This is a genomic window from Nocardioides sp. (assembly GCF_014360585.1).
In the GTDB taxonomy this organism is placed as follows: Bacteria; Actinomycetota; Actinomycetes; order Propionibacteriales; family Nocardioidaceae; genus Nocardioides.
In genome coordinates, this window is the sequence record NZ_JACIXG010000027.1 from 1 (window position 1) to 23,202 (window position 23,202).

Genomic DNA, 23,202 nt, shown 5'->3' on the forward strand with positions numbered 1-23,202 from the left:
ACAGCTACCTCCCGTAGGGAAGTGCTCCGCGGACACACCCGGGCCGCCGCCCCGATAGCCAGCCAAATCTTTTCTCGACGTGGTCCGGTGTCAAGGACCGCGTAAGCGGCCGGCGTAGCCGGCGGCCGCAGGCCGTCCTTGACTCCGGGGCAGGTCGAGAAGACCGTAGAGATCGGGTCGGCGGCCCACGCCAACCCCGAAATAATACCGGTGCCAAAGGCGTGCCGAAACGAGAAATGAACGCCAGCCCTCAAGGCTGATAACGAGGATCAACATCCTCGGCAGCGATCCCGAGCAGATCGGCAACCTGCTCCACCACGACCATGAGCACCATCGCCTCGACCTCGGAACGCGTCTGGCAGCGGTGCTCGATCGGCCGCCGATAGATCACCAGGCGAGCCGGGGTCGCGCCGGAGCCGCGCTCCAGCGAACCGAGCGGGATGTGGTCCTCGACGGTCCACTCCTTGGGGATGTCCGGCGACTCCTCGACGGCGTACTCGATCAGGCCGAGCCGCGACTGCCAGCGGGCGTCGATCTCGGTGACGATGGCGAGCGCGATGTCGTCGAAACGCTCCCGGCGAGTGCGCAGGGTCGGCACCTTGGGGTCGGCCGGCACCGCCATCGGACCACGTCGTCCACGGCCGTGCCGATCCCTGTGCCTGATCATGTACGCGAGCCTAACTGCGCGGCTGGCCTCAGGGGAGTACGGTTCACCCGTGACTGCTCGTCGTTGTTCGCGTACCGCTTGCCAGCGCCAAGCCGTCTGCACGCTCACCTATGTGTACGCCGATCAGACGGCCGTTCTCGGCCCGCTGGCGACCTATGCCGAGCCGCACGCCTACGACCTGTGCGAGGAGCACGCCGAGCGCCTCTCCGCGCCGAGGGGCTGGGAGGTCGTCAGGCTGGCCCGTGAGCCGGTCGACCCGCAGCCGAAGGGTGACGATCTGCTCGCGCTGGCCGATGCCGTCCGTGAGGCAGCGCGGCCGCCCGCTCCCGCCCCGCGAGGCCCCACCGGCGCTCCCGGACAGAAGGCTCCCGACGAGTCCGGGCCGAACGACGGTCAGCCCCGCCCAGGCGGCACCCGCCGCGGCCACCTCCGCGTGCTGACGTCGGAGTAGGGCACTAGAGTTCCGGACATGCCGGAGAGAGTTGACCCCGACATCGCCAACGCCGTGTTCAAGGCGTACGACGTCCGTGGCACCGTCCCTGACCAGATCGACGAGAACCTGGCCCGGCTCGCCGGACGGGCCTTCGTGCACGTCGTCGGCGCGTCGCATGTCGTGGTCGGCCACGACATGCGCCCCAGCTCCCCGGCGCTCTCGGGAGCGTTCGCCGACGGTGCGACCGAGGCCGGCGCAGACGTGACGATGATCGGGCTGGCCTCGACCGACGAGCTCTACTTCGCCTCCGGCCACCTCGGTCTGCCGGGCGCGATGTTCACCGCGAGCCACAACCCGGCACAGTACAACGGCATCAAGCTCTGCAGGGCCAACGCGGTCCCGGTCGGCGCGGAGACCGGTCTCGACGAGATCCGTGACCTGGTCATCTCCGGTGCGGCTCCGATCGCCGGGGTCGCCGGCAGCATCAGCGAGACCGACGTGCTGGAGGCGTACGCCGCGCACCTGCTCAGTCTGGCTCCGGTCGAGGGTCGCAGGCTCACCATCGTCGCCGATGCCGGCAACGGCATGGCCGGCCACACCGCCCCGGCGGTCTTCGGCCGCCTCGGCGAGGAGGCCGTAGAACTGATCCCGATGTACTTCGAGCTCGACGGCTCCTTCCCCAACCACGAGGCCAACCCGCTCGACTCGACGACCCTGGTGGACCTGCAGGCCAAGGTGCGCGAGACCGGTGCCGACGCCGGCCTGGCCTTCGACGGTGACGCCGACCGCTGCTTCCTGGTGGACGAGAAGGGCGAGGTGGTCAACCCGAGCGCGATCACCGCCCTGATCGCCGAGCGTGCGCTGGCCAAGGAGCCGGGCGCGACGATCATCCACAACCTGATCACCTCTCGCGCGGTCCCCGAGATCGTCACCGAGCTCGGCGGGATCCCGGTGCGCACCCGGGTGGGCCACTCCTACATCAAGGCCGTGATGGCCGAGTCCGAGGCGATCTTCGGCGGCGAGCACAGCGGCCACTTCTACTTCCGCGACTTCTGGCGCGCCGACTCCGGCATGCTCGCCGCGCTGCACGTCCTCGGCGCCCTCGCCGAGACCGACGAGCCGCTGAGCCAGCTGCTGGCGGCGTACGCCCGCTACCCGATGAGCGGCGAGATCAACTCCACCGTCCCCGACCAGGCCGCGACCGTGGCCGAGATCGAGAGGACGTACGCAGAGCGCGACGGCGTCACCGTCGACAGGCTCGACGGGCTGACCCTCGCCCACGCCGACTGGACGGTCAACGTCCGAGCCTCCAACACCGAGCCGCTGCTGCGGCTCAATGCGGAGGGTAAGGACATACTCACCATGGAGCGCGTGCGCGACGAGGCGCTCGCGATCATCCGAAAGGACAATGCACGATGAATGGCGCAACGACCCCCCTGGGCCTCAGCGAGAAGCTGCTGGAGATCATCGTCTGCCCGCAGTGCCATGGCGATCTGCTGCCGGTGGAGGCAGACAGCGAGCTGGTCTGCCAAGGGGAGTGTGGCCTGGCCTACCCCGTCCGTGACGGCATCCCCGTCCTGCTCATCGACGAGGGCCGTCCCACCAAGGGTTCTTCCACCAAGGCTCAGCCGACGGAGGGGTGAGGCCACGATGACCTGGTTCGACGAGTCGAGGCTGGACGACGAGCGGGCGCTGGCCGGGATCGACCAGCTGCTGCGGTCGCTGGCGGCGTCCGGGGCCCGGGTCCGGCGCGAGGCCGCGGGCGCCTTGGAGCCCCTGCAGGAGGCCGTACGCCGCGCGGCAGAGACCGGGCGTCCCCGGGCAGTCGTCGCGGCAGGTCCGGACTCGCGCCTGCTGCGCGCGGTCCTCGAGCCGTACTGCCCGGTGCCGTTCGTGGCTTGGCCGGCCCCGGGCCTGCCCGGCTGGGCCGGCAGCCTCGACCTCGTGGTCGTGCTGGCACCGACCGGTTCCGACCCGGGGGAGGCCTCGGCCGCCGCCGAGGCCGTCCGTCGTGGCGCCCAGCTGGTCGTGGCGGCCCCGGAGAAGTCCCTGGTCGCCCAGCACGCCGAGGGCCGCGACAGCACGCTGCTCCCGGTCGAGGGCGGCGACACGCTCGCGATGTCGATCCTGATGCTCACCTATCTCAACTCGATCGGCCTCGGCCCGGAGGCCGACGCGGACAAGGTTGCCGACGCGCTCGACGACGTCGCCACGGCCTGCTCGCCGCATCGCGACATCTCGGTCAACCCGGGCAAGATCCTGGCGCTCTCCCTCGCCGACTCGCTCCCGGTCGTCTGGGGTGGCTCCGTCCTGGCTGCCCGGGCGGCCCGCCGTGTCGCCGAGAGTCTGCGCCGGGCCAGCGGCCGCGGTGCGATCGCCGGTGTCGCCGACGACCTGCTCCCGGTCCTCGAGGCGGCCCGGCCCCGCAACGTCTTCGACGACCCGTTCGCCGAGGAGCAGTCGTCCGTACGCCCCGTCCTGGTCATCCTCGACGACGGTGCGACCGATCCCATCATGGTCGAGCAGCGACGCTCGCTCACCGGGGCGGCGGACACGCGCGGCGTACGGGTGGAGGTCGTGGAGGCGAATGCGTCCACGGAGGTCGCCCGCTACGCGTCCCTGCTGCTTCAGGGCACGTATGCGGCCGAATATCTGCGTTTGGGTCTGGTCGCCGACGGCTGAGTCCAAATAGTGGGCGTGATGTGTGATCTGAGTCACACGCCACGCGGGAAGTTCGGTCACGGAACGTGTCGATGATGGTCGAAAACCTGGACGCGGGCGACCTGTCCGGTGTTTGATGCAACATCGTCCGGCCACTCCTTGGCCAGCACGTCTCGGATTCTCGGCGCCGACGTGACGGGCATGCCCCACCATCCCGAAACCACAGGACTTCCGCATGAATCACATCAAGTTCGTCGTCGCCGGCGCCCTGGCCCTCTTAGGGGTCTTGGTCATCGGCGGCTATCTCGCTGACCCCGCTCCGCAGGCGACCGACCGGGCAAGCGCCGCAGCCGCCGGCGGCACCTTGCGGATCGGCGTCGACGGCACCGAGCCGGCCTACTTCAAGGTCGACGGCGTCACCAAGGGCTTCGACTACGAGATGGCCCTCGGCGTCGCCGAAGGGCTGGGCGCCAAGCCGGAGTTCAAGATCATGCCATTCAGTGACCTCTTCACCGCGCTCGAGGCGGGCGAGATCGACGTGATCGGCTCGCAGGTCACCGAGACCGCCGAACGCAAGCAGGACTACGACTTCACCACGCCCTACTTCGTCACCTACCTCTCCTTCCTCACTCCCGAGGACTCGACCATCAAGAAGCGCGGCGACATCGACGGCAAGAACGTCGCGGTCGTCGACGGCACCATCCACGAGCGCTATCTCGCCGAGCAGTACGAGGACGTCAACGTCATCAAGGCCAAGGACGAGGACGGAGCGATCCAGGCGATCGCCAGCGGCAAGGCCGACGCGTTCTTCTACGACGCCCCCTACACCGCGCCGATCATCAAGCGGGCGCCGATCGCGCTGAAGGAGTCGATCGTCTATCCGGCGGACGACGCCCCGATCGGTTTCGTCATGCAGAAGGACGACCCCCGCAAAGAGCAGATCGACGGGATCCTGGAGCAGATGATCCTCGACGGCGAGTGGCTGAAGCTCAAGAAGACGTACTTCAAGGAGTACCCGCTCTCCGAGGTCTTCAAGGACAAGGGCGCCTGATGCCGTTCGCCCCTCTTCGGGGCGCTTGAAGTCCAGTAGCCTACGATGCCCGCTGGCCCGGCTCAGCCGAGTTCGCAGCGTCTCGGCGCAAACCTCCCCCCAACCAGGACGTCGTATGAAATCCCTCAAGTTCATCCTCGCGGGCGCGGTCACCATTCTGGTGATCCTGATCGTGGTCTCCAACACGGTCGAGCCGACCGGCCCCTCCACCGCCAAGCGCAGCAGTGCCGCCGATGACGGTCAGCTCAAGGTCGGGGTGCTGAACAGCGCCCCGGTCTACTACACCCAAGGTTCCGTTGCGAAGGGCTTCGATTACGAGATGGCCCTCGGCGTCACCGAGTCGCTCGGTATCAAGCCGTCCTTCGTACCGATGGACTTCGCCGACCTGTTCACCGCGCTCGACGCGGGCGAGATCGACATGATCGCATCCCAGGTGAGCGTGACCGAGGAGCGTGAGAAGGCGTACGACTTCTCGCACCCCTACTTCGTGACCTACCTGTCCTTCACGACGCCGAAGAACTCCCCGATCAAGAAGCTCAAGGACGTCAACGGCACCCGGGTCGCCATCGTGGAGGGCACGGCGCAGGAGAGCATTCTCGAGGCGCGTTTCCCCAAGGCGGAGATCGTGAAGCGGAAGAACGAGGGTGCCGCTCTCGAGGCGGTCGCCGCGGGCAAGGCCGACTCGTTCTTCTACGACGCACCGTTCACCGAAGGGTTGATCAAGAGCGCTCCAATCCCGATGGAGGAGCGGATCGTCTTCCCCTCCGACAAGGCGCCCATCGCCTTCGTCTTCCGCAAGGGGGACGGGCTCCAGGAGCAGGCCAACGATGCGATCGACGAGATGATCGTCAACGGCGACTGGCTGCGGATCAAGACCGACTATTTCCGGGAGTATCCGCTCTCCGAGCGCTTCCGCGAGCAGGGCGTCGAGTAGCGAGTCGCAACCGCTAGAGTTCCGGGCATGAGCGCCGGTCTTTTCGCACTTCTCGACGACGTAGCCGCCATCGCCAAACTGGCGGCTGCGTCGGTCGACGACGTCGGCGCCGCCGCCGGCAAGGCCTCGGCCAAGGCCGCTGGTGTCGTCATCGACGACACCGCGGTGACGCCGCAGTACGTCCAGGGCATCGCCGCCGAGCGCGAGGTTCCGATCATCAAGAAGATCGCCCTGGGCTCGCTGCGCAACAAGCTGCTGCTCATCCTGCCGGTCGCGCTGATCCTGGCGCAGTGGGCGCCCTGGGCGATCACCCCGATCCTGATGCTCGGTGGCGCCTTCCTCGCCTACGAGGGTGTCGAGAAGGTGCTGGAATGGGTCCGGCCGCACGCCGAGACCCATGACACGCCCGTCGTCCTGGAGGGTCCCGAGGCCGAGAAGAAGATGATCGCCGGTGCTGTGCGCACCGACCTGATCCTCTCCACCGAGATCATGGTGATCGCGCTCAACGAGGTGATCGACCAGGGGTTCTGGATGCGTCTCGGCGCCCTGGTTGCGGTCGCCTTCCTGATCACCATCGTCGTCTACGGCGTGGTCGCCCTGATCGTGAAGATGGACGACGCCGGCCTCTCGCTCTCCCAGCGCTCCAGCGCGGGTGCCCAGCGGCTCGGCCTGGGCATGGTCGCGGCCATGCCGAAGGTGCTCACCGGGATCTCGATCGTCGGCACCGTGGCCATGCTCTGGGTCGGTGGCCACCTGCTCCTGGTCGGTGTCTACGACGTCAACGGCCTCGCCGCCGGTCACCCCGGCTGGTCGTGGCCCTACGACACCGTCCACCACCTCGAGGAGGAGGTCCACCACGCCCTCGGCGCCGTCGGTGCGGCCGCCGCCTGGCTGGTCAACACCTTCTTCTCCGCCGTCGTCGGGCTCATCGTCGGTGCGATCGTGGTCGGCGTGCTCCACCTGCTTCCGATCAAGAAGAAGCACTGACCCGCCTGCACTGACCCACCCCGGCTACCCCGCCTGCTCGGCCCCGGCCACGCGAGCCTCCCCGGCCTCGATCTCGGCCAACAGGTCGACGACGTAGCGGGCGAAGTCGATCTGGATGGTGTGCCGCGGGACGGCGTAGTACTGCTCCAGGTGAGCCTTCTCGTCGGCCTTCAGGATCCGCTCCTGCTCCTCGACGGACGGAAGCGCATAGCGCCCGGTGAGCAGGCGAGCCAGGAGCTTGGACTGCTGCTCGGCGAGGTTGACGATGGTGGGCGAGGACTGGGCGAGCCCCATGAAGTAGAGGTGGTCGACGCCCGGTTTGATCATCCGCTTGAACAGCGGATAGCGGTGGTCGGAGTCGGGGTGCAGCGAGACCTCGCCCGCGTCGAAGAACGGGAACGACATGTTGTAGCCGGTCGCGGCGATGACGACGTCCGCCTCGACCGACGAGCCGTCGACCAGGTGCACCGTCGACCCCTCGAAGCGTGCGATCTCGGGAAGCATGTGGATGTCGCCCGAGCCGGCCTTCGTCAGGAAGTCGGCGCTGACCGACGGATGCGCGGACAGCGGCTCGTGGTCGGGCTCCGGGAGTCCGTACGTCGACATCGACCCGACCAGCCCACGGATCAGCTCGCGGGAGGCCGCCAGCGCCTGCTCCTTGGGGATGTCGGGCGGCGCCATCACCTTGTCGGCAGGCTGCCCGTTGCGGTACTTCGGTAGCACCCACACACCGCGGCGCGCCGAGACGTACAGCTTCGACGCCATCCATGGCGAGGACAGCTCCGAGGCGATGTCCATCGCCGAGTTCCCCATCCCGACCACGATCACCCGCTTGCCGCGGATCTCGATCGGCTCGAACGGGGAGACGTACGCGTGGCTGTGGATGACCTCGCCCGCGAACTCGCCTTCCCAGTCGGGCAGCCGCGGCGACCAGTGGTGGCCGTTGGCGACCACCAGGTCGGTGTAGGAGCGCGTCTCCCCGGTCGACAGGGTGACCTCCCACGAGCCGTCCTCGCGCTGCGTGGCCCGCTCGACGCCGGTGTTGAACGTGATCCGGTCCCGCAGCCCGAAGTGGTCGGTGTAGTCGCGGAAGTAGCGGTGGATGAGGGTGTGGTGCGGGAAGTGCGGGAACGACTCCGGCGCCGGGAACTCCTCGAACTCCAGCCGGGAGGTCGAGGTGTCGATGTGCAGGGACTCGTAGACCGCGGACATCTGGTTGGGGTTGCGGAAGTACCAGTTGCCGCCGACGTCGTCGGAGAGCTCGAACTGGTCGTAGGCGACCCCGAACTCCTTGAGCCGCTTGGCCGTCGTGATCCCCGAGCAGCCCGCGCCGATGATGCAGACCTTCAGCCCGTTCATCCTGCCGCCTCCACGCACTCGAACGCGGTGCGCACGTAGGCGTCGGTGCGCTGCGAGGAGGTCATGTGCTGGGTCATCCGGTTCATCGCGTACGCCACCGTCACCCGCCGCTCCAGGTCGTTGACCACGATCGCGCCGCCGTAGCCGGTCCACCAGCACACCCGTCCCTCGGGCACCGCCGGCGCCGCGACCGGCTGCGGCAGCCCGTAGCCGATTCCCCACCGCATCGGCGTCAGCAGCACCTGGTCGACACCGTCGGCCTGCACCTCGAAGATCCGTTCGACGGTGGCCGGTGACAGCAGACGTACGCCGCCGACCTCCCCGCCGTGGGAGACGACCGACTGGGCCCGGGCGATCGAACGGGCGTTGCCGTGCCCATTGATCCCGGCCAGCGAGACCGTACGCATCGGGGCCGTGTTGAACACGGCTGGATCCAGCTTCGGGTTGACCAGCGTCGGGATCATCAGGTTGCCCTCGGGCAGCGCGGAGACGTCGATGCCCCCGGGCGGGGGCGCCTCGAGGTCGGCGCAGCGGCCCAGCTCGCTCTCGGGGACGCCCAGGTGGAAGTCGGCCCCCAGCGGCCCCGCGACCAGCTCGGCGAACACCTCCGAGAGCGGCTTCCCGGTGACACCACGGACCAGGCCGTCGACCAGGTGGCCGTAGGAGACCATGTGGTATCCCGACCCCGAGCCCGGCTCGAACCAGGGCTTCTGCCTGGCCAGCATCTCGTTGGCGAGAGGCAGGTCCAGGAGCGCCTCGGTGGAGAGCCGCTCGGTCCATCCGGACATCCCGGAGGTGTGCGAGAGCAGGTGGCGTACGAGGATCCGCTCGTCGGCGAACGAGGGCCAGTGGTCCGCGACCGGCGCGTCCAGGTCCAGCTCACCCCGGTCGGCGAGCACGAGCGCGGTCAGCGAAGCCATCGTCTTGGTCACCGACCAGACCCGGACGATGGTGTCCTCCTGCCAGGCCTCGCCCGGCCGCGCCTCACCGCCCCACAGGTCAGCCACGAGCTCGCCGTCACGGATCACCGCGACGGAGGCACCGAGGTCGGCTCCGGAGGAGAGGTTTCGCGCGAGCAGGTCGCGCAGGGGCGCGTACGCAGGGGTGCAGTCGCCCTGGACCGTGTGCGGGTCGGGTGTCGTTGCCGTCATGCCCGCCAATAATAGGAACTCGTTCTAGTTTTCGACAGGGTTACGGCAGAACTGTTGGTTGCGGATTACCGTCGCCGTCAACCAGCGCTTGTACTCTGGAGGGACCCTGCGTGGGAGATCCCGCTGGTGCGCAGATGCGCGACGCAGGCCCGCAACACTTCGGTAAGGAATAACCATGGACTACAAGGTTGCCGACCTGAGCCTGGCCGAGTACGGCCGCAAAGAGCTCTCCCTCGCCGAGCACGAGATGCCGGGCCTGATGGCCATGCGCGAGCGCTATGGCAAGGACCAGCCGCTCAAGGGTGCTCGCATCGCCGGGTCTCTGCACATGACCATCCAGACCGGTGTACTGATCGAGACGCTGACCGCTCTCGGTGCCGACGTACGCTGGGCCACCTGCAACATCTTCTCCACCCAGGACCACGCCGCCGCGGCGGTCGTCGTCGGCGAGGGCACTCCCGAGGACCCGAAGGGCACCCCGGTCTTCGCCTGGAAGGGCGAGACGCTGGCGGAGTACTGGGACGAGGCCGAGAAGGTCTTCCAGTTCACCGACGCCGAGGGCAACCAGGTCGGCCCCAACATGCTGCTCGACGACGGTGGCGACATCACGATGCTCCTCCACAAGGGCGTCGAGTTCGAGAAGGCAGGGGAGGTGCCGGGCCAGGACTCCACCGACAACGAGGAGTTCAAGGAGGTCCTGCGCGTCCTCGACCGCAGCCTGAAGAACGACCCGACCTACTGGACCAACGTCGCCGGCGGCATCAAGGGCGTCACCGAGGAGACCACCACCGGTGTCCTGCGCCTCTACGACCGGTACAAGGAGGGCTCGCTCCTCTTCCCGGCGATCAACGTCAACGACTCGGTCACCAAGTCGAAGTTCGACAACAAGTACGGCTGCCGCCACTCGCTCATCGACGGCATCAACCGCGCCACCGACGTGATGATCGGCGGCAAGGTCGCGGTCGTGTGCGGCTACGGCGACGTCGGCAAGGGCTCGGCGGAGTCGCTGCGCGGCCAGGGTGCGCGCGTCATCGTCACCGAGATCGACCCGATCTGCGCGCTGCAGGCGGCGATGGACGGCTACGAGGTCCGCCGCCTGGAGTCGGTCGTCGAGACCGCCGACATCTTCATCACCACGACCGGCAACTTCGACATCATCCGGGTCGAGCACTTCGAGAAGATGAAGAACCAGGCCATCGTCGGCAACATCGGTCACTTCGACAACGAGATCGACATGGCCGGCCTCGCCAAGATCCCGGGGATCGTCAAGGACGAGATCAAGCCGCAGGTCCACCAGTGGATCTTCCCTGACGGCAAGAAGATCATCGTGCTCTCGGAGGGTCGCCTGCTCAACCTGGGCAACGCCACCGGTCACCCGAGCTTCGTGATGTCGAACTCCTTCACCAACCAGACGCTGGCGCAGATCGAGCTCTTCACCAAGACCGACGAGTACCCGATCGGCGTCTATGTCCTGCCCAAGGCGCTCGACGAGGAGGTCGCCCGCCTCCACCTCGACGCCCTCGGTGTCGAGCTCACCGAGCTCAACCAGGCCCAGGCCGACTACCTCGGGGTCCCGGTCGAGGGTCCCTTCAAGTCGGACCAGTACCGCTACTGAGCCCTGTCTGAACCCTCGCCGAGTCGGCTCGTTCTGACCGAGAATCTCGCCGAGTCGGCTCGTCATGACGAGCCGACTCGGCAATGAATCGGGTCAGGATGGGCCGACTCGTGCGTTGTGGGGTGGCTCATGTGACGCGTCGCACGCACGGGGTGACAGAATCGGACACATGGCCGATCGCAGCACCTCCGACCAGCCCGCCAAGGGAAAGGTCCTCGTCGTCGACGACGACGCCTCGCTGAGCGAGATGCTCGCGATCGTGCTGAGACAAGAGGGATTCGACTCGCGGCTGGTCGCCCGCGGTGACCTGGCGTTGCCCGCCTTCCGCGACTACAAGCCCGACGTGGTGCTGCTCGACCTGATGCTTCCCGGGATGGACGGCATCGAGGTGTGCAAGCAGATCCGCAACGAGTCGGGCGTGCCGATCGTCATGCTCACCGCGAAGGGCGACACGGTGGACGTCGTCGTCGGTCTCGAGTCCGGTGCCGACGACTACGTGGTCAAGCCATTCAAACCCAAGGAGCTGATCGCGAGGATCCGGGCCCGCGTACGCAGGCACGGTGACGCCGTGCCCGAGGTGCTGGAGATCGGCGACCTGACCATCGACGTCGCCGGTCACCAGGTGGTCCGCGACGGCGTTCGGATCCAGCTCACGCCGCTCGAGTTCGACCTGCTGGAGTGCCTCGCCCGCAAGCCTCATCAGGTCTTCTCCCGCGAGGTGCTGCTGGAGCAGGTCTGGGGCTACCGCCACGCCGCCGACACCCGCCTGGTCAACGTGCACGTCCAGCGCCTTCGCTCCAAGGTCGAGCACGACCCGGAGAACCCCGAGATCGTCCTCACCGTCCGCGGTGTCGGCTACAAGGCAGGGCCCGTGTGACCCTCCAGCCGGTCGTCCGCGCCGCAGCTCGGGTGCCCAAGAAGCTCCTGACCACGTGGCGCCGGTCGATCCAGACCCGCGTCGTGGTCTACACGATGCTGCTCACCGCGGCCGCAGTGAGCCTGGTCGGGCTCGTCCTGCTCGAGCAGATCAGCGACGAGCTGGTCCAGGACCGCGTCGCGGCGGCGAAGGCGGAGGCCTCCGAGGAGCTCTCCGCAGCGCGCTCGAGCATCGCCGAGACCTCGGGGGCCAACGGCGGCACCCCGTTGCAGCGCAACGATCTCGGTGACCCGATCATCCAGCGCAGCCTCTCGCGCGGCTACGGCGTCGTCATGGCCGGTCCGGTGACCTCGACCTCCGGCCGGATCAGCGACAACGGTGTCGAGTGGACGCCCGGTCTGGACGTACGCAGCGTCCCGAACACGCTCGAGGACCGGTTCCAGACGATCCGCGCCGAGCCGGCCTGGACCTATACCCGGGTCTCCTTCGACGACGGCGAGCGCACCTCCTCCACCCCGGGCATCGTGATCGGGTCGCAGATCGAGCTGCACGACGACACCTACAACATCTACTTCCTCTTCCCGATGGACCAGGAGCAGGAGACGCTCGCGATCATCACCCGCGGGCTCCTGGCCGCCGGCGCGATCCTGATCCTGCTGATAGGTGTCGGCAGCTGGATCGTGACCCGTCATGTCGTCACACCCATCCGGATCGCTCGCAGGACGGCCGAGCGGCTCGCCGCCGGCCGCCTCGAGGAGCGGATGGTCGTCCGCGGCGGGGACGACCTCACCGGCCTGGCGATCTCGTTCAACCAGATGGCCAGCGGCCTGCAGAACCAGATCCGGCAGCTCGAGCACCTCTCCCGCGTCCAGCGACGGTTCAGCTCCGACGTCTCCCACGAGCTGCGTACGCCGCTCACCACCGTCCGCATGGCCAGCGACGTCCTCTACGAGGCCAGAGACACCTTCGACGCCCCGACGGCCCGTGCGGCCGAGCTGCTGCAGACCGAGCTCGACCGGTTCGAGACGCTCCTGAGCGATCTGCTCGAGATCAGTCGATTCGACGCCGGGGCGGCGGTGCTCGATCTCTACGACACCGACCTGACCGCGCTGACCCGGGCGGTCGTGGAGGCCTACACGCCGCTCGCCGAGAAGCGAGACATCGAGTTGAAGGTCGTCGCTCCGGACCATCCGTGCACGGCCCAGGTCGATCATCGCCGGGTCGAGCGGATCGTACGCAACCTGGTGGCCAACGCCACCGACCACGCTCTCGTCGGCCAGGCCGTCACCATCCGGGTCGACAGCGACGAGCACGCCGCCGCGCTGACGGTGCGCGACCACGGTGTCGGGCTCGCGCCGGGGGAGACGGCCCTGGTGTTCAACCGGTTCTGGCGCGCCGACCCGGCCCGCGACCGCTCCAGCGGCGGCACCGGCCTCGGCCTGTCGATCTCGCTCGAGGACGCCCATCTCCACGGCGGCTGGCTGCAGGCCTGGGGTCGTCCGAACCAGGGGGCGCAGTTCCGGCTCACGCTTCCCCGCCACGCCGGCGCGGCGCTGCGGCACAGCCCGCTCCCGCTGGTCCCGGCCGATGCCCGTGACACCCTGGAGGCATCGTGAGAACCGTGTTCGCCGCAGTCCTGACAGCGGTCGCGCTGCTCGTGTCGGCATGCTCGAGCGTGCCGGACTCCGGCTCGGTCCAGCGGGCCGAGCTGGCCGCGCCGGACGCCCAGGACGAGCTCATCCCGTACAACCCCGGAGCTCCGCGGGCAGGGGCGTCCCCGGGCGAGATCGTCGACGGCTTCCTCGACGCCATGAAGGCGACCCCGATGAGCACGGCCTATGCCCGTCGATACCTCACCAAGGACGCGGCGAGGGACTGGGCGCCCGCCGCCCGCACGCTGGTCTACGGCGAGCTCGGGAGCCACGTCGGCTCCTCACCGCGAGTCTCGGTGGAGCTGGAGGACGCCGGCTGGCTCGACGAGCGCGGGGTGTGGCGTGGCGCGCTGGCCGCCTCGCAGGCGATCCTCGACTTCGAGCTGACCCGCACCGAGGGCGAGTGGCGGATCAGCTCGGCGCCGGACGCCCTGGTGGTCGAGGAGGACTGGTTCCTCACCCACTTCGCCCGCAGCAACCTCTACTACGTCGAACCCACCGGGCGCACCCTGGTGCCGGAGCCGATCTTCGCCCCCAAGGGCACCTCCTACGCCACCACTCTCGTCTCCAGCCTGCTGAGCGGTCCGGGGGAGGAGGCGGAGGGGGTGATCCGCAGCGCCCTTCCGGCCGCGGCGGAGGGCCCCCGCTCCGTGGACGTACGCGACGGGGTGGCCGAGGTCGACCTCGCCGGCGACCTGGGCGAGCAGAGCTCCGAGGACCTCCAGCTCATGGGTGCCCAGCTGGCCTGGACCCTGCGCCAGGACACCAGCGTGGAACGCATCCGGCTCACGATCGACGGCGAGCCGGTGGTGCTGCCCGGATACGGCGAGACGTTCAGCGTCGAGAACGGCAGCGGCTACGACCCCAACGGCACCTCGGCGAGGGTCGACCTCTTCGCGCTGCGCGGGGGAGCGCTGGTGACCAGCACGGGCGAGAACGGCGAGCCGTGGGTGCCGGTGCTCGGCGACTGGGCGGAGCCCCACGGCGTGACCGACGTCGCCGTCGACGCCAACGGCTCGACCGCCGCCGCGATCACCGCCGACCGCACCGGAGTCGTCGTCGGCGAGCTGACCAGCGACGGCAAGCTCTTCGACGCGCCGGTGGACGGCACTCGGCTGCTGCGGCCCTCGTGGGATCTCGCCGAGCGGCTCTGGCTTGTCGACAAGGACTCGACCGGCGCCCGGGTGATGTACGTCGCCGGGGACCGCGTCGTCCGCGTCGCCGTACCCGGCGTGACGGGCGAGAACGTCACCCGGTTCCTGGTCTCCCGAGACGGCACCCGTTTCGTCGCCGTGATCAAGGGTGAGTTTTCGGACCGCATCGTGGTCAGTCGACTGCGGGCCAGCCCGAAGGGCGAGATCACGACCGCGACCTCCGCCATCATGCTGCCGCACCCGGATGCGGCGACGATGCAGATCACCGACATCGCCTGGACCTCGCCGACCACCATCGTCGCGGTCCAGAAGATCGGCTCGACCGCGCTCTTCCAGTCGGTCTCCCTCGACGGGGCGCCGAGCGGCGAGCGCTACACCCTCAGCGATCGGGTCACCGGTGTCGTCGGCTCCTCGGTGGCCTCGGCCCGCCTCTACGCGATCTCGGGCTGGACCCTGCTGGATCCCCTCGACAGGTTCGATCTGGCGCTGCCCTCCGACCTCTCCGACGTCACCTACCAAGGCTGACGGCGAGTTATCCACAGTCTTCTCCACAGGAGCACTGCCTCTGGTTGCCCGCGGCCGGTGACCCTGATCGACTGACGGTCATGAGCAACCGTCTCGCCGACGCCTGGCACGACCTGGTCGTCGGCGGCCGATGTGTCGGCTGCCGGCGACCGGGCAGGCTGCTGTGCCACGACTGTCGCGCCGGCCTCCCGGACGGCGCTCGGCTGAGCCCGCCCACCCCGGCGCCACCCGGCCTCGCCCCCGTCTTCGCGGCCGGGCCCTACGAAGGCACTCTCAAGGAGCTGGTGATCGGTCTCAAGGAGCATCAGCTCCTCGGGCTCCGCGGAGCCCTGTCCGGTCTGCTGGCGCTCTCGGTCCTCGAGGCGATGGCAGAGACCGGTGCCGGCCCGACGATCCTCGTCCCCGTCCCCTCCCGGCGCGCCTCTGTGCGCGAGCGCGGTCTCGACAGCACCGCGGCGATCACGCGCGGAGCAGCCGTCATGCTGCGGCGGCACGGCCTCGGCGTACGCCATCACCGGCTGCTCCGCACCAGGCCCGGCGTCGTGGACCAGGCCGGCCTCGACTCGAGGCAGCGACAGGCCAACCTGGAGGGCTCGATCACCTGCCCTGCGTCCGGCATCCGGACACTCGCCAGAACGATCTCGCGGGCGACGTTCATCGTCTGCGACGACGTGGTCACCACCGGCGCGACCGCGCGGGAGGCGCAACGAGCGCTGGAATCGGTCGGGCTCGGTGTGAAAGCGATCGCGACCGTGGCGGCCACCCAGCGTCGGTCTCGCGTTCAAATGCAGGAAACCGTCATGTAATTCTGTTGAAGGGCTTTCGTGGGGCACATCGGCGAACTACCGTCACTACATGGAGTCCGTCTGGGTCCGTGGTTGCGTCGCAGAGAGGTCCGCATCGCGGGCATCCGAGCGGCAAGCCGATGCCAGTCGCAGGCAAAACGGTCCACGTAACCCTGTGCACCCAGATTTTGGGGCAAGGGGATCACGGTGCGGCTTAGAGATAAGTCCTGCCCTCGCCCTCCCGTCAGATACGGGAACCGGCAAGGAGAAGGTGGAGTGGCACCAAGCTGCTAAGCCTCAGCAGGCGATTGTGGGGTCGAAGACCAGGTCGGCCAGGCGGACTCCGTACCCCGGCGGTCACATGCGCTGATCGTCCGGGAATCCGCCAACCCCGAAACACCGGGAGGTACCCATGGAAGTTGTCGTCACGGCCCGCAACGCTGAGGTCTCAGACCGCTATCGCGCTCACGTAGCCGAGAAGCTCGCGAAGCTCGAGAAGCACGACCACCGCATCATCAGGATCAACGTGGAGGTCGACAACGAGCCCAACCCGCGTCAGCACAAGGGCGCCGTACACGTCGAGCTCACCGCGTACTCGAAGGGTCCGGTCATCCGGGCCGAGGCGAGTGCCGAGGACAAGATGGGGGCGCTGGACCTGGCTGTCGACAAGATGGCATCCCAGATGCGCCGTGCCGCAGACCGCCGCAGAGTCCACCGCGGACGCCGTACGCCGGTGTCGGTCGGTCAGGCGCTGGCGGGCATCGAGCCCGACGGCCTGGCCTCGGCGAACGACTCGGAGCAGTTCGAGGAGGACACCGTGCGCGAGCACCAGGTCGGTCCGATCACGGTGACGGGGGAGGGGCCGCTGGTGGTCCGCGAGAAGTCGCACACAGCGGAGCCGATGACGCTCGACCAGGCGCTCTACGAGATGGAGCTGGTCGGACACGACTTCTACCTCTACATCGACAAGGACTCGACGAGGCCGTCGGTCGTCTACCGCCGGAAGGGGTACGACTACGGGGTGATCGCGCTCAACCGCGCAGACCTCGTCTGAGGTCTCGACAAGCTCGACCACCGAGGCTAGGCACGTCGGCCGGGACTTTTCCATCCCTCAGATGGATGAGTCCCGGCCATTCTCTTTGTCATCATGGGATACATGCCATGATGCATTCGTGTCATCTACATCTGGTGCCGATCGTGAGCCGGTCCGCGTCCTGGTTGTCGACGACCAGGAGCTCTTTCGGAGGGGACTGGTCGCGCTGCTGGCGAGCGAGCCCGGCATCGAGGTCATCGGTGAGGCGACCAACGGCATCGAGGGCACCGAGCGCGCCGCGGCTTCCGCGCCGGACGTCGTGCTGCTCGACGTACGCATGCCCAAGCAGACCGGCCTGGAGGCGTGCGTCGCCATCAAGGACGCCGTCCCCTCGGCTCACATCATCATGCTGACCGTCTCGGACGAGGAGGCCGACCTCTACGACGCGGTGAAGGCCGGCGCGATGGGCTACCTCCTCAAGGACTCTTCGATCGACCAGGTCGCCCAGGCGATCCGCGTCGTCGCCGACGGCCAGTCCCTGATCAGTCCCTCCATGGCGGTCAAGCTGATGGAGGAGTTCAAGCAGATGTCGAAGCCTGACCGCTCCCCGGTCCCCGGTCCCAAGCTCACCGACCGCGAGCTCGAGGTCCTCGGCCTGGTCGCGAAGGGGCTCAACAACCGCGAGATCGCCAAGCGGCTGTTCATCTCCGAGAACACGGTCAAGAACCACGTCCGCAACATCCTCGAGAAGCTCCAGGCCCACTCCCGCATGGAGGCGGTCATGTACGCCGTGCGGCAGAAGCTCCTCAACGTCGAGTGAGTCGAGCGCTAGGCTGACGCCAGCGTCGCGTGCCGGTGACAGACCGTGTCAGGCATGGAGGCGCCGGACACGAAGGAGCACGACTGATGTTGTCGTTCCCTTCGCCCTCACGTGACTGAGGGCGAGAAGACCAGGCTGATCGCCTGGGCAGACGAGATGCGGCGGGTCCATGACCGGCTGCGCAAGGCACTGCGAGTGACGCAGGAGGCCATCGACGCGGGCGACCCTGCCGAACCCGCGGCCCGTGACCTGCTGCTGTTCTGCCATGGGTTCTGTGAGGCCCTGACCGGCCATCACGCGGGTGAGGACCGAGAGCTCTTCCCGGCGATCTCCCGAGCCCATCCCGAGCTGCGCGAGACGATCCGCTACCTCGAGCAGGACCACTCGATGATCGGCTATCTCCTCGGCGGCCTACAGGCCGCCGTCGACCAGGCCGCCACCCCCGAAGACCTCGGGAAGCACCTCGAGGGCATTGCCGCGATCATGGAGTCCCACTTCCGCTACGAGGAGCGCAAGCTGCTCGGGGTGTTGGAGACTCTGGAACTCGGGACCGATCCCGGCCAGGTCTTCGGGCCGCTCTGAGAAGCCGGTTCCGGACGAGACTTGTCCGGAACCGGCCCTAGAGTCGGACTCGTGCCCAGCTCTCAGACACTCAGCCGCTCTCAGGCCCGCCGGATCGCGCTGGCGGCGCAGGGCTTCGCGGACAAGCCCCACACGACACCCACGATGCGCACCTTCCAGCGCACGCTGGAGCGCACCGGGGTGCTCCAGGTCGACTCGGTCAACGTCCTGCAGCGTGCGCACTACATGCCGCTCTACAGCCGGATGGGGGCGTACGACACGGGACTCCTGCACCGCGCCAGCAGCGGCCAGCGGGACCGCCGGATGGTGGAGTACTGGGCTCACGTGCAGGCGTTCATGCCGGTCGAGCTCTGGCCGCACATGCAGTGGCGGATGGACCAGTACCGCGCCCAGAAGGACTCCAAGTGGTGGGGCGGAGTGCCGGACGGGATGAAGGAGAAGGTGCTGGCGCTGGTGGCCGAGCAGGGGGCGCTCACCGCCCGCGAGGCGGCCAGGGCGCTCGACGACGCCGGCCCGCAGAGCAAGGACCACTGGGGCTGGAACTGGTCCGACTCCCGCAAGGCTCTCGACATCCTCTACATGTTCGGCGACCTGGCGATCTCGCACCGCAACGACCAGTTCGAGGTCGCCTACGACCTTCCCGAACGGGTCATCCCGCGCGTCCATCTGGACGCGCCGACGCCGTCGAAGGAGGAGGCCCACCTCGAGCTCGTACGCCGCGCCGCCAGGTCCCACGGGGTCGGCACCGCCAAGGACATCGCCGACTACTTCCGGATGCGGGTCGACGACACGACGCGCGCGCTCGGCTCGCTCATCGACGCCGGCGAGGTGGAGCCGGTCGCGGTCGAGGGCATCCGCAGGCAGGCGTACCTCTTTTCTGGGTCCCGCCTCCCGAGGCGGATCAACGCGCGGGCGCTGCTGAGCCCGTTCGACCCGCTCGTGTGGGAGCGGGAGCGCACCGAGGCGCTCTTCGACTTCCACTACCGGATCGAGATCTACACGCCGGCCCACAAGCGGATCCACGGCTACTACGTGCTGCCGTTCCTCCTCGGTGAGCGCATCGTCGGCCGCGTCGACCTGAAGGCCGATCGCAAGAACCGAAGACTCCAGGTCAAGGGCGCATATGCGGAGCACGGCGCGCCGGTGGAGACGGCGATCGAGCTGGCCGCCGAGCTCGAGCGACTCGCCGGCTGGCTGGGCCTGGAGGCCATCGAGGTCGCGCCTTCGGGCGACCTGGCGCCTCTCCTTGCGCCGTTGGTGTGAGCCAGCGACCGGCAGGTGGGTAGAGTGAGCGTGCTATCTGTCTGCCGCTAGTAGGAGCCCGCCACCGTGGCAATTCTCGACAAGATCCTTCGCCTCGGCGAAGGTAAGATCCTTCGCGAGCTCGAGGCCATCTCGAAGGCCGTCAACTCGATCGAGGACGAGTTCGTCGCGATGAGCGATGACGAGCTGCGCGGGATGACCGACGAGTTCAAGCAACGCCTGGAGAACGGCGAGGACCTCGACGACATCATGGCCGAGGCGTTCGCCACCGTCCGTGAGGTCACCAAGCGCGTCCTGGGCCAGCGTCACTACGACGTCCAGATCCAGGGCGGGGCGGCGCTCCACCTCGGCAACATCGCCGAGATGAAGACCGGTGAGGGCAAGACCCAGACCGCGGTGCTGCCGGCCTACCTCAACGCGCTGGCCGGCAAGGGCGTCCACGTCGTCACGGTCAACGACTACCTGGCCAAGTTCCAGGCCGAGATGATGGGCCGCATCTACGGCTTCCTCGGCCTCTCCGTCGGCGTGATCCTGCCGCAGATGACCCCGGCCCAGCGCCGTGAGGCCTACAGCTGCGACATCACCTACGGCACCAACAACGAGTTCGGCTTCGACTACCTGCGCGACAACATGGCCTCCGCCATGGAGGACCTGGTCCAGCGTGGCCACTTCTTCGCGATCGTCGACGAGGTCGACTCGATCCTCATCGACGAGGCCCGCACGCCGCTGATCATCTCGGGCCCGACCGAGGACGACGTGAAGTGGTACGACGAGTTCGCCACCATCGCCAAGTCGCTGACCAAGGACGTCGATTACGAGGTCGACGAGAAGAAGCGCACCATCGCGGTCCTCGAGCGTGGCATCACCAAGGTGGAGGACCACCTCGGCATCGAGAACCTCTACGAGGCGGTCAACACGCCGCTGATCTCGTTCATGAACAACTCGATCAAGGCCAAGGAGCTCTTCCGCCGCGACAAGGAGTACGTCGTCGCCGACGGCGAGGTCCTGATCGTCGACGAGCACACCGGCCGCATGCTCGCGGGCCGCCGCTACAACGACGGTCTGCACCAGGCGATCGAGGCCAAGGAGGGTGTGAAGGTCCGCGAGGAGTACCAGACCCTCGCGAGCATCACCCTGCAGAACTACTTCCGTCTCTACGAGAAGCTCTCCGGCATGACCGGTACGGCGATGACCGAGGAGTCGGAGTTCGACAAGATCTACAAGCTCGGCGTGGTCCCGATCCCGACCAACAAGCCGATGATCCGCAAGGACCAGCCCGACCTCGTCTACCGGACCGAGGAGGCGAAGTACGAGGCCGTCGCCGACGATCTGGTCGAGCGCCACAAGAAGGGCCAGCCGGTGCTGGTCGGCACCGTCTCGGTGGAGAAGTCCGAGTACCTCGGCAACCTCCTCAAGAAGCGCGGCGTCCCGCACACCGTCCTGAACGCGAAGTTCCACGCCGACGAGGCCAAGATCGTCGCGCTCGCCGGTCACAAGGGTGCGGTCACGGTCGCCACCAACATGGCTGGCCGAGGCACCGACATCATGCTCGGTGGTTCCGTCGACTTCCTGGCTGACCAGGAGCTTCGTAAGCAGGGCCTGGAGCCCGCGGGCGAGACGGCTGACGCGTACGAGCAGGCCTGGGCGCCGACCGTCGAGCGGATCAAGGCGCAGGTCGCCGCCGAGCACGACGAGGTCGCCCAGCTCGGTGGCCTCTACGTCCTCGGCACCGAGCGCCACGAGTCCCGACGCATCGACAACCAGCTGCGCGGTCGTTCCGGCCGTCAGGGTGACCCGGGCGAGTCCCGCTTCTACCTGTCGCTCGAGGACGACCTGATGCGCCTGTTCAAGGGCGAGTGGGTCGACCGCATCCTGACCACGCTGAAGATCCCCGACGACGTGCCGATCGAGGCCAAGTCGGTGACCAAGTCGATCGCCAACGCGCAGACCCAGGTCGAGGGCCAGAACTTCGAGTCCCGCAAGAACGTCCTCAAGTACGACGACGTCATGGACCGCCAGCGCAAGGTGATCTACGCCGAGCGCCGTGAGGTGCTCGAGGGCGCCGACCTCGAGGACCAGATCCGGACCTTCATCGACGACGTCGTCACCGGCGTCGTCACCGGAGCGACCCAGGACTTCGCCGAGGAGTGGGACCTCGACCAGCTGTGGACCGACATCAAGCAGATCTGGCCGGTCTCGGTCGACCCGAAGAAGCTGATCGCGGACGCCGGCGGCAGCAAGGCCGACCTCGACCGCCAGGAGCTGATCGAGGTCCTCAAGAAGGACGCCCAGGAGGCCTACGACCGCCGCGAGGAGGAGATCGGCGAGGAGGGCATGCGCGAGGTCGAGCGTCAGGTCGTCCTCTCGGTGCTGGACCGCAAGTGGCGTGAGCACCTCTACGAGATGGACTACCTGCGTGAGGGCATCGGGCTGCGCGCCTACTCCCAGCGCGACCCGCTGGTCGAGTACCAGCGCGAGGGCTACGACATGTTCACCGCGATGATGGACGGCATCAAGGAGGCGACGGTCGGCTACCTGTTCAACCTGGAGGTCCAGGTCGAGGAGAGCGAGCCCGAGTTCCACTACCACCCCGACGGCACCCGTCACGCCGGTCCGATGCACGAGGGCGCGCTCGCCGAGCCGCCGGTCGGTGTCGGACAGACCGGTGGTCTCCAGGACATCTCCGCCGCTCTCAAGGCCCAGTCGGCCCCGGCCCCCGCCGCCGGTGGCAGCACGCCGCAGATCCACGCCAAGGGCCTGCAGCGGCCCGCCACGCCCAAGCACCTGGCCTTCTCCGGCCCGGACGAGCAGGGGCAGGCCGAGGCGCAGGGCACCGTCAACAACGCCGACGACCCCTACGCCAAGGTCGGCCGCAACGAGAGCTGCCCCTGCGGCTCGGGCAAGAAGTTCAAGCAGTGCCACGGCCGCCCCGGCGGCCCGACCGGGCTCACCACCCGCGTCAACGGCTGAGACAGCCACAGCAACCCGCCGAGTCGGCGCGTCATGACGCGCCGACTCGGCGGTTCTCTAGTCGTAGCTCCCGAAGTTGAGCACCGTGCAGATCCAGTTCTCGCCGTTGCGCTCGAAGCGGACGGCGAGAGCGCGCAGGCCCGCGCCGAAGCGGATCGTGACGGTGGCCTCGACGATGTCGTCGGAGACCTCGTAGACGTGACAGCGATGGACACGAGGGCGGACCGGCTGGTTGCGGCCGGTGCCGGGCTCGTACGCTCCTGAGCGCGCGGTGAGGCTCGCGCGGTATCTCAGTTCGGAGTGGACGTCCTTGGTGGTCCAGCGGACCAGCTGGCTGGCCGGGCGGTCGCCGCCGACGACCTCGGCGGCCTTCTGGGCGAACTGCGGGATCCAGCCGTGAAGATGGCCGTTGGCCGGGACGATCGGGACCGGAGGTGGGATGTCGCCGTCCACGGAGGCGTCCCCGGACTCGTCGCCGGCATCGTCGTCGCACGGTCGCGGTGGGTCCAGGCGGGGCTGGAGGTCGAAGGCGAGCATGCCCTGGACATCGGCCAAGGGCACCTCGGTGAGGCGTTGCGGATTCGGCTCCGCGGGGGGATCGGGGTCCCGAGATCGTAGAGCGCTCATGGGCGCCAACTCCTTTCTACGCAGTCGAACCCCTCATACCCGAATTGTTCGGTTCT

At 68.1% G+C, this 23,202-nt stretch carries 21 protein-coding genes; 17 read left to right on the forward strand and 4 right to left on the reverse strand.

Going from position 1 to position 23,202, the window contains the following annotated elements:
- Positions 1-250 precede the first annotated feature (250 nt).
- The gene (locus H5T77_RS11045; protein WP_292648984.1) at positions 251-667 is read right to left on the reverse strand and encodes a metallopeptidase family protein; all 417 of its coding nucleotides are present in this window, start codon (positions 665-667) and stop codon (positions 251-253) included.
- Between H5T77_RS11045 and H5T77_RS11050 the strand changes: the two genes are divergently transcribed.
- The 7 genes from H5T77_RS11050 (at position 666) to H5T77_RS11080 (ending at position 6,733) form a co-directional block, all read left to right on the forward strand.
- Positions 666-1,118 (forward strand): DUF3499 domain-containing protein, encoded by a 453-nt coding sequence (locus H5T77_RS11050; protein ID WP_292648986.1) that lies wholly within the window; start codon positions 666-668, stop codon positions 1,116-1,118. The two genes, H5T77_RS11045 and H5T77_RS11050, sit on opposite strands and share 2 nt — an antisense overlap.
- A gap of 18 nt (positions 1,119-1,136) precedes the next feature.
- Positions 1,137-2,519, forward strand: a complete 1,383-nt coding sequence (locus tag H5T77_RS11055) for a phosphomannomutase/phosphoglucomutase (protein WP_292648988.1) — start codon at positions 1,137-1,139, stop codon at positions 2,517-2,519.
- Positions 2,516-2,743 carry a Trm112 family protein gene (locus tag H5T77_RS11060; protein ID WP_292648990.1) on the forward strand — a complete coding sequence of 76 codons (228 nt, stop codon included), beginning with the start codon at positions 2,516-2,518 and terminating at the stop codon, positions 2,741-2,743. The genes H5T77_RS11055 and H5T77_RS11060 overlap by 4 nt, the downstream gene beginning before the upstream one ends.
- Positions 2,744-2,750: 7 nt before the next feature.
- Entirely contained in the window at positions 2,751-3,782 is a 1,032-nt protein-coding gene (locus H5T77_RS11065; protein WP_292648993.1) for an SIS domain-containing protein, read from the forward strand.
- Positions 3,783-3,996: 214 nt separating this feature from the next.
- The gene (locus H5T77_RS11070) at positions 3,997-4,812 is read left to right on the forward strand and encodes a substrate-binding periplasmic protein (RefSeq protein ID WP_292648996.1); all 816 of its coding nucleotides are present in this window, start codon (positions 3,997-3,999) and stop codon (positions 4,810-4,812) included.
- A 115-nt stretch (positions 4,813-4,927) separates the two neighbouring features.
- The gene (locus H5T77_RS11075) at positions 4,928-5,746 is read left to right on the forward strand and encodes a substrate-binding periplasmic protein (RefSeq protein WP_292648999.1); all 819 of its coding nucleotides are present in this window, start codon (positions 4,928-4,930) and stop codon (positions 5,744-5,746) included.
- A gap of 27 nt (positions 5,747-5,773) precedes the next feature.
- On the forward strand, positions 5,774-6,733 hold the full coding sequence (locus H5T77_RS11080; RefSeq protein ID WP_292649002.1) for a DUF808 domain-containing protein: 960 nt from the start codon (positions 5,774-5,776) through the stop codon (positions 6,731-6,733).
- 24 nt (positions 6,734-6,757) lie between these two features.
- Here H5T77_RS11080 and H5T77_RS11085 read toward each other — a convergent pair whose 3' ends face one another.
- Both H5T77_RS11085 and H5T77_RS11090 read right to left on the reverse strand, forming a co-directional pair.
- Complete coding sequence (locus tag H5T77_RS11085; protein ID WP_292649005.1) at positions 6,758-8,092, reverse strand: flavin-containing monooxygenase; 1,335 nt, start codon at positions 8,090-8,092, stop codon at positions 6,758-6,760.
- A complete protein-coding gene (locus H5T77_RS11090; RefSeq protein WP_292649008.1) occupies positions 8,089-9,243 on the reverse strand; it encodes a serine hydrolase domain-containing protein in 1,155 nt (384 codons plus the stop codon). Before H5T77_RS11090 ends, H5T77_RS11085 begins: the two co-directional genes overlap by 4 nt.
- Before the next feature lie 175 nt (positions 9,244-9,418).
- Between H5T77_RS11090 and ahcY the strand changes: the two genes are divergently transcribed.
- The 10 genes from ahcY to secA all read left to right on the forward strand — a co-directional run bounded on the left by ahcY (position 9,419) and on the right by secA (position 22,519).
- Positions 9,419-10,858 (forward strand): adenosylhomocysteinase, encoded by a 1,440-nt coding sequence (gene ahcY / locus H5T77_RS11095; RefSeq protein ID WP_292649010.1) that lies wholly within the window; start codon positions 9,419-9,421, stop codon positions 10,856-10,858.
- 169 nt (positions 10,859-11,027) lie between these two features.
- A complete protein-coding gene (mtrA, locus tag H5T77_RS11100; protein WP_292649013.1) occupies positions 11,028-11,735 on the forward strand; it encodes an MtrAB system response regulator MtrA in 708 nt (235 codons plus the stop codon).
- Entirely contained in the window at positions 11,732-13,351 is a 1,620-nt protein-coding gene (gene mtrB / locus H5T77_RS11105) for an MtrAB system histidine kinase MtrB (RefSeq protein WP_292649016.1), read from the forward strand. Before mtrA ends, mtrB begins: the two co-directional genes overlap by 4 nt.
- On the forward strand, positions 13,348-15,066 hold the full coding sequence (locus H5T77_RS11110; RefSeq protein WP_292649018.1) for an LpqB family beta-propeller domain-containing protein: 1,719 nt from the start codon (positions 13,348-13,350) through the stop codon (positions 15,064-15,066). The genes mtrB and H5T77_RS11110 overlap by 4 nt, the downstream gene beginning before the upstream one ends.
- 80 nt (positions 15,067-15,146) lie before the next feature.
- Positions 15,147-15,872: a ComF family protein gene (locus H5T77_RS11115; RefSeq protein ID WP_292649021.1), complete on the forward strand. Its 726-nt coding sequence runs from the start codon at positions 15,147-15,149 to the stop codon at positions 15,870-15,872.
- A 391-nt stretch (positions 15,873-16,263) separates the two neighbouring features.
- The gene (gene hpf, locus H5T77_RS11120) at positions 16,264-16,905 is read left to right on the forward strand and encodes a ribosome hibernation-promoting factor, HPF/YfiA family (RefSeq protein ID WP_292649023.1); all 642 of its coding nucleotides are present in this window, start codon (positions 16,264-16,266) and stop codon (positions 16,903-16,905) included.
- A 118-nt stretch (positions 16,906-17,023) separates the two neighbouring features.
- Positions 17,024-17,704, forward strand: coding sequence for a response regulator (locus H5T77_RS11125; protein WP_292649025.1), 681 nt, complete (start codon positions 17,024-17,026; stop codon positions 17,702-17,704).
- A 111-nt stretch (positions 17,705-17,815) separates the two neighbouring features.
- Positions 17,816-18,286 (forward strand): hemerythrin domain-containing protein, encoded by a 471-nt coding sequence (locus tag H5T77_RS11130; RefSeq protein WP_292649028.1) that lies wholly within the window; start codon positions 17,816-17,818, stop codon positions 18,284-18,286.
- A 51-nt stretch (positions 18,287-18,337) separates the two neighbouring features.
- Positions 18,338-19,549 carry a winged helix-turn-helix domain-containing protein gene (locus H5T77_RS11135; RefSeq protein ID WP_292649031.1) on the forward strand — a complete coding sequence of 404 codons (1,212 nt, stop codon included), beginning with the start codon at positions 18,338-18,340 and terminating at the stop codon, positions 19,547-19,549.
- A 66-nt stretch (positions 19,550-19,615) separates the two neighbouring features.
- Entirely contained in the window at positions 19,616-22,519 is a 2,904-nt protein-coding gene (gene secA / locus H5T77_RS11140; protein ID WP_292649034.1) for a preprotein translocase subunit SecA, read from the forward strand.
- Positions 22,520-22,576: 57 nt separating this feature from the next.
- Here secA and H5T77_RS11145 read toward each other — a convergent pair whose 3' ends face one another.
- A complete protein-coding gene (locus tag H5T77_RS11145) occupies positions 22,577-23,146 on the reverse strand; it encodes an Rv3235 family protein (protein ID WP_292649036.1) in 570 nt (189 codons plus the stop codon).
- Positions 23,147-23,202: the final 56 nt, after the last annotated feature.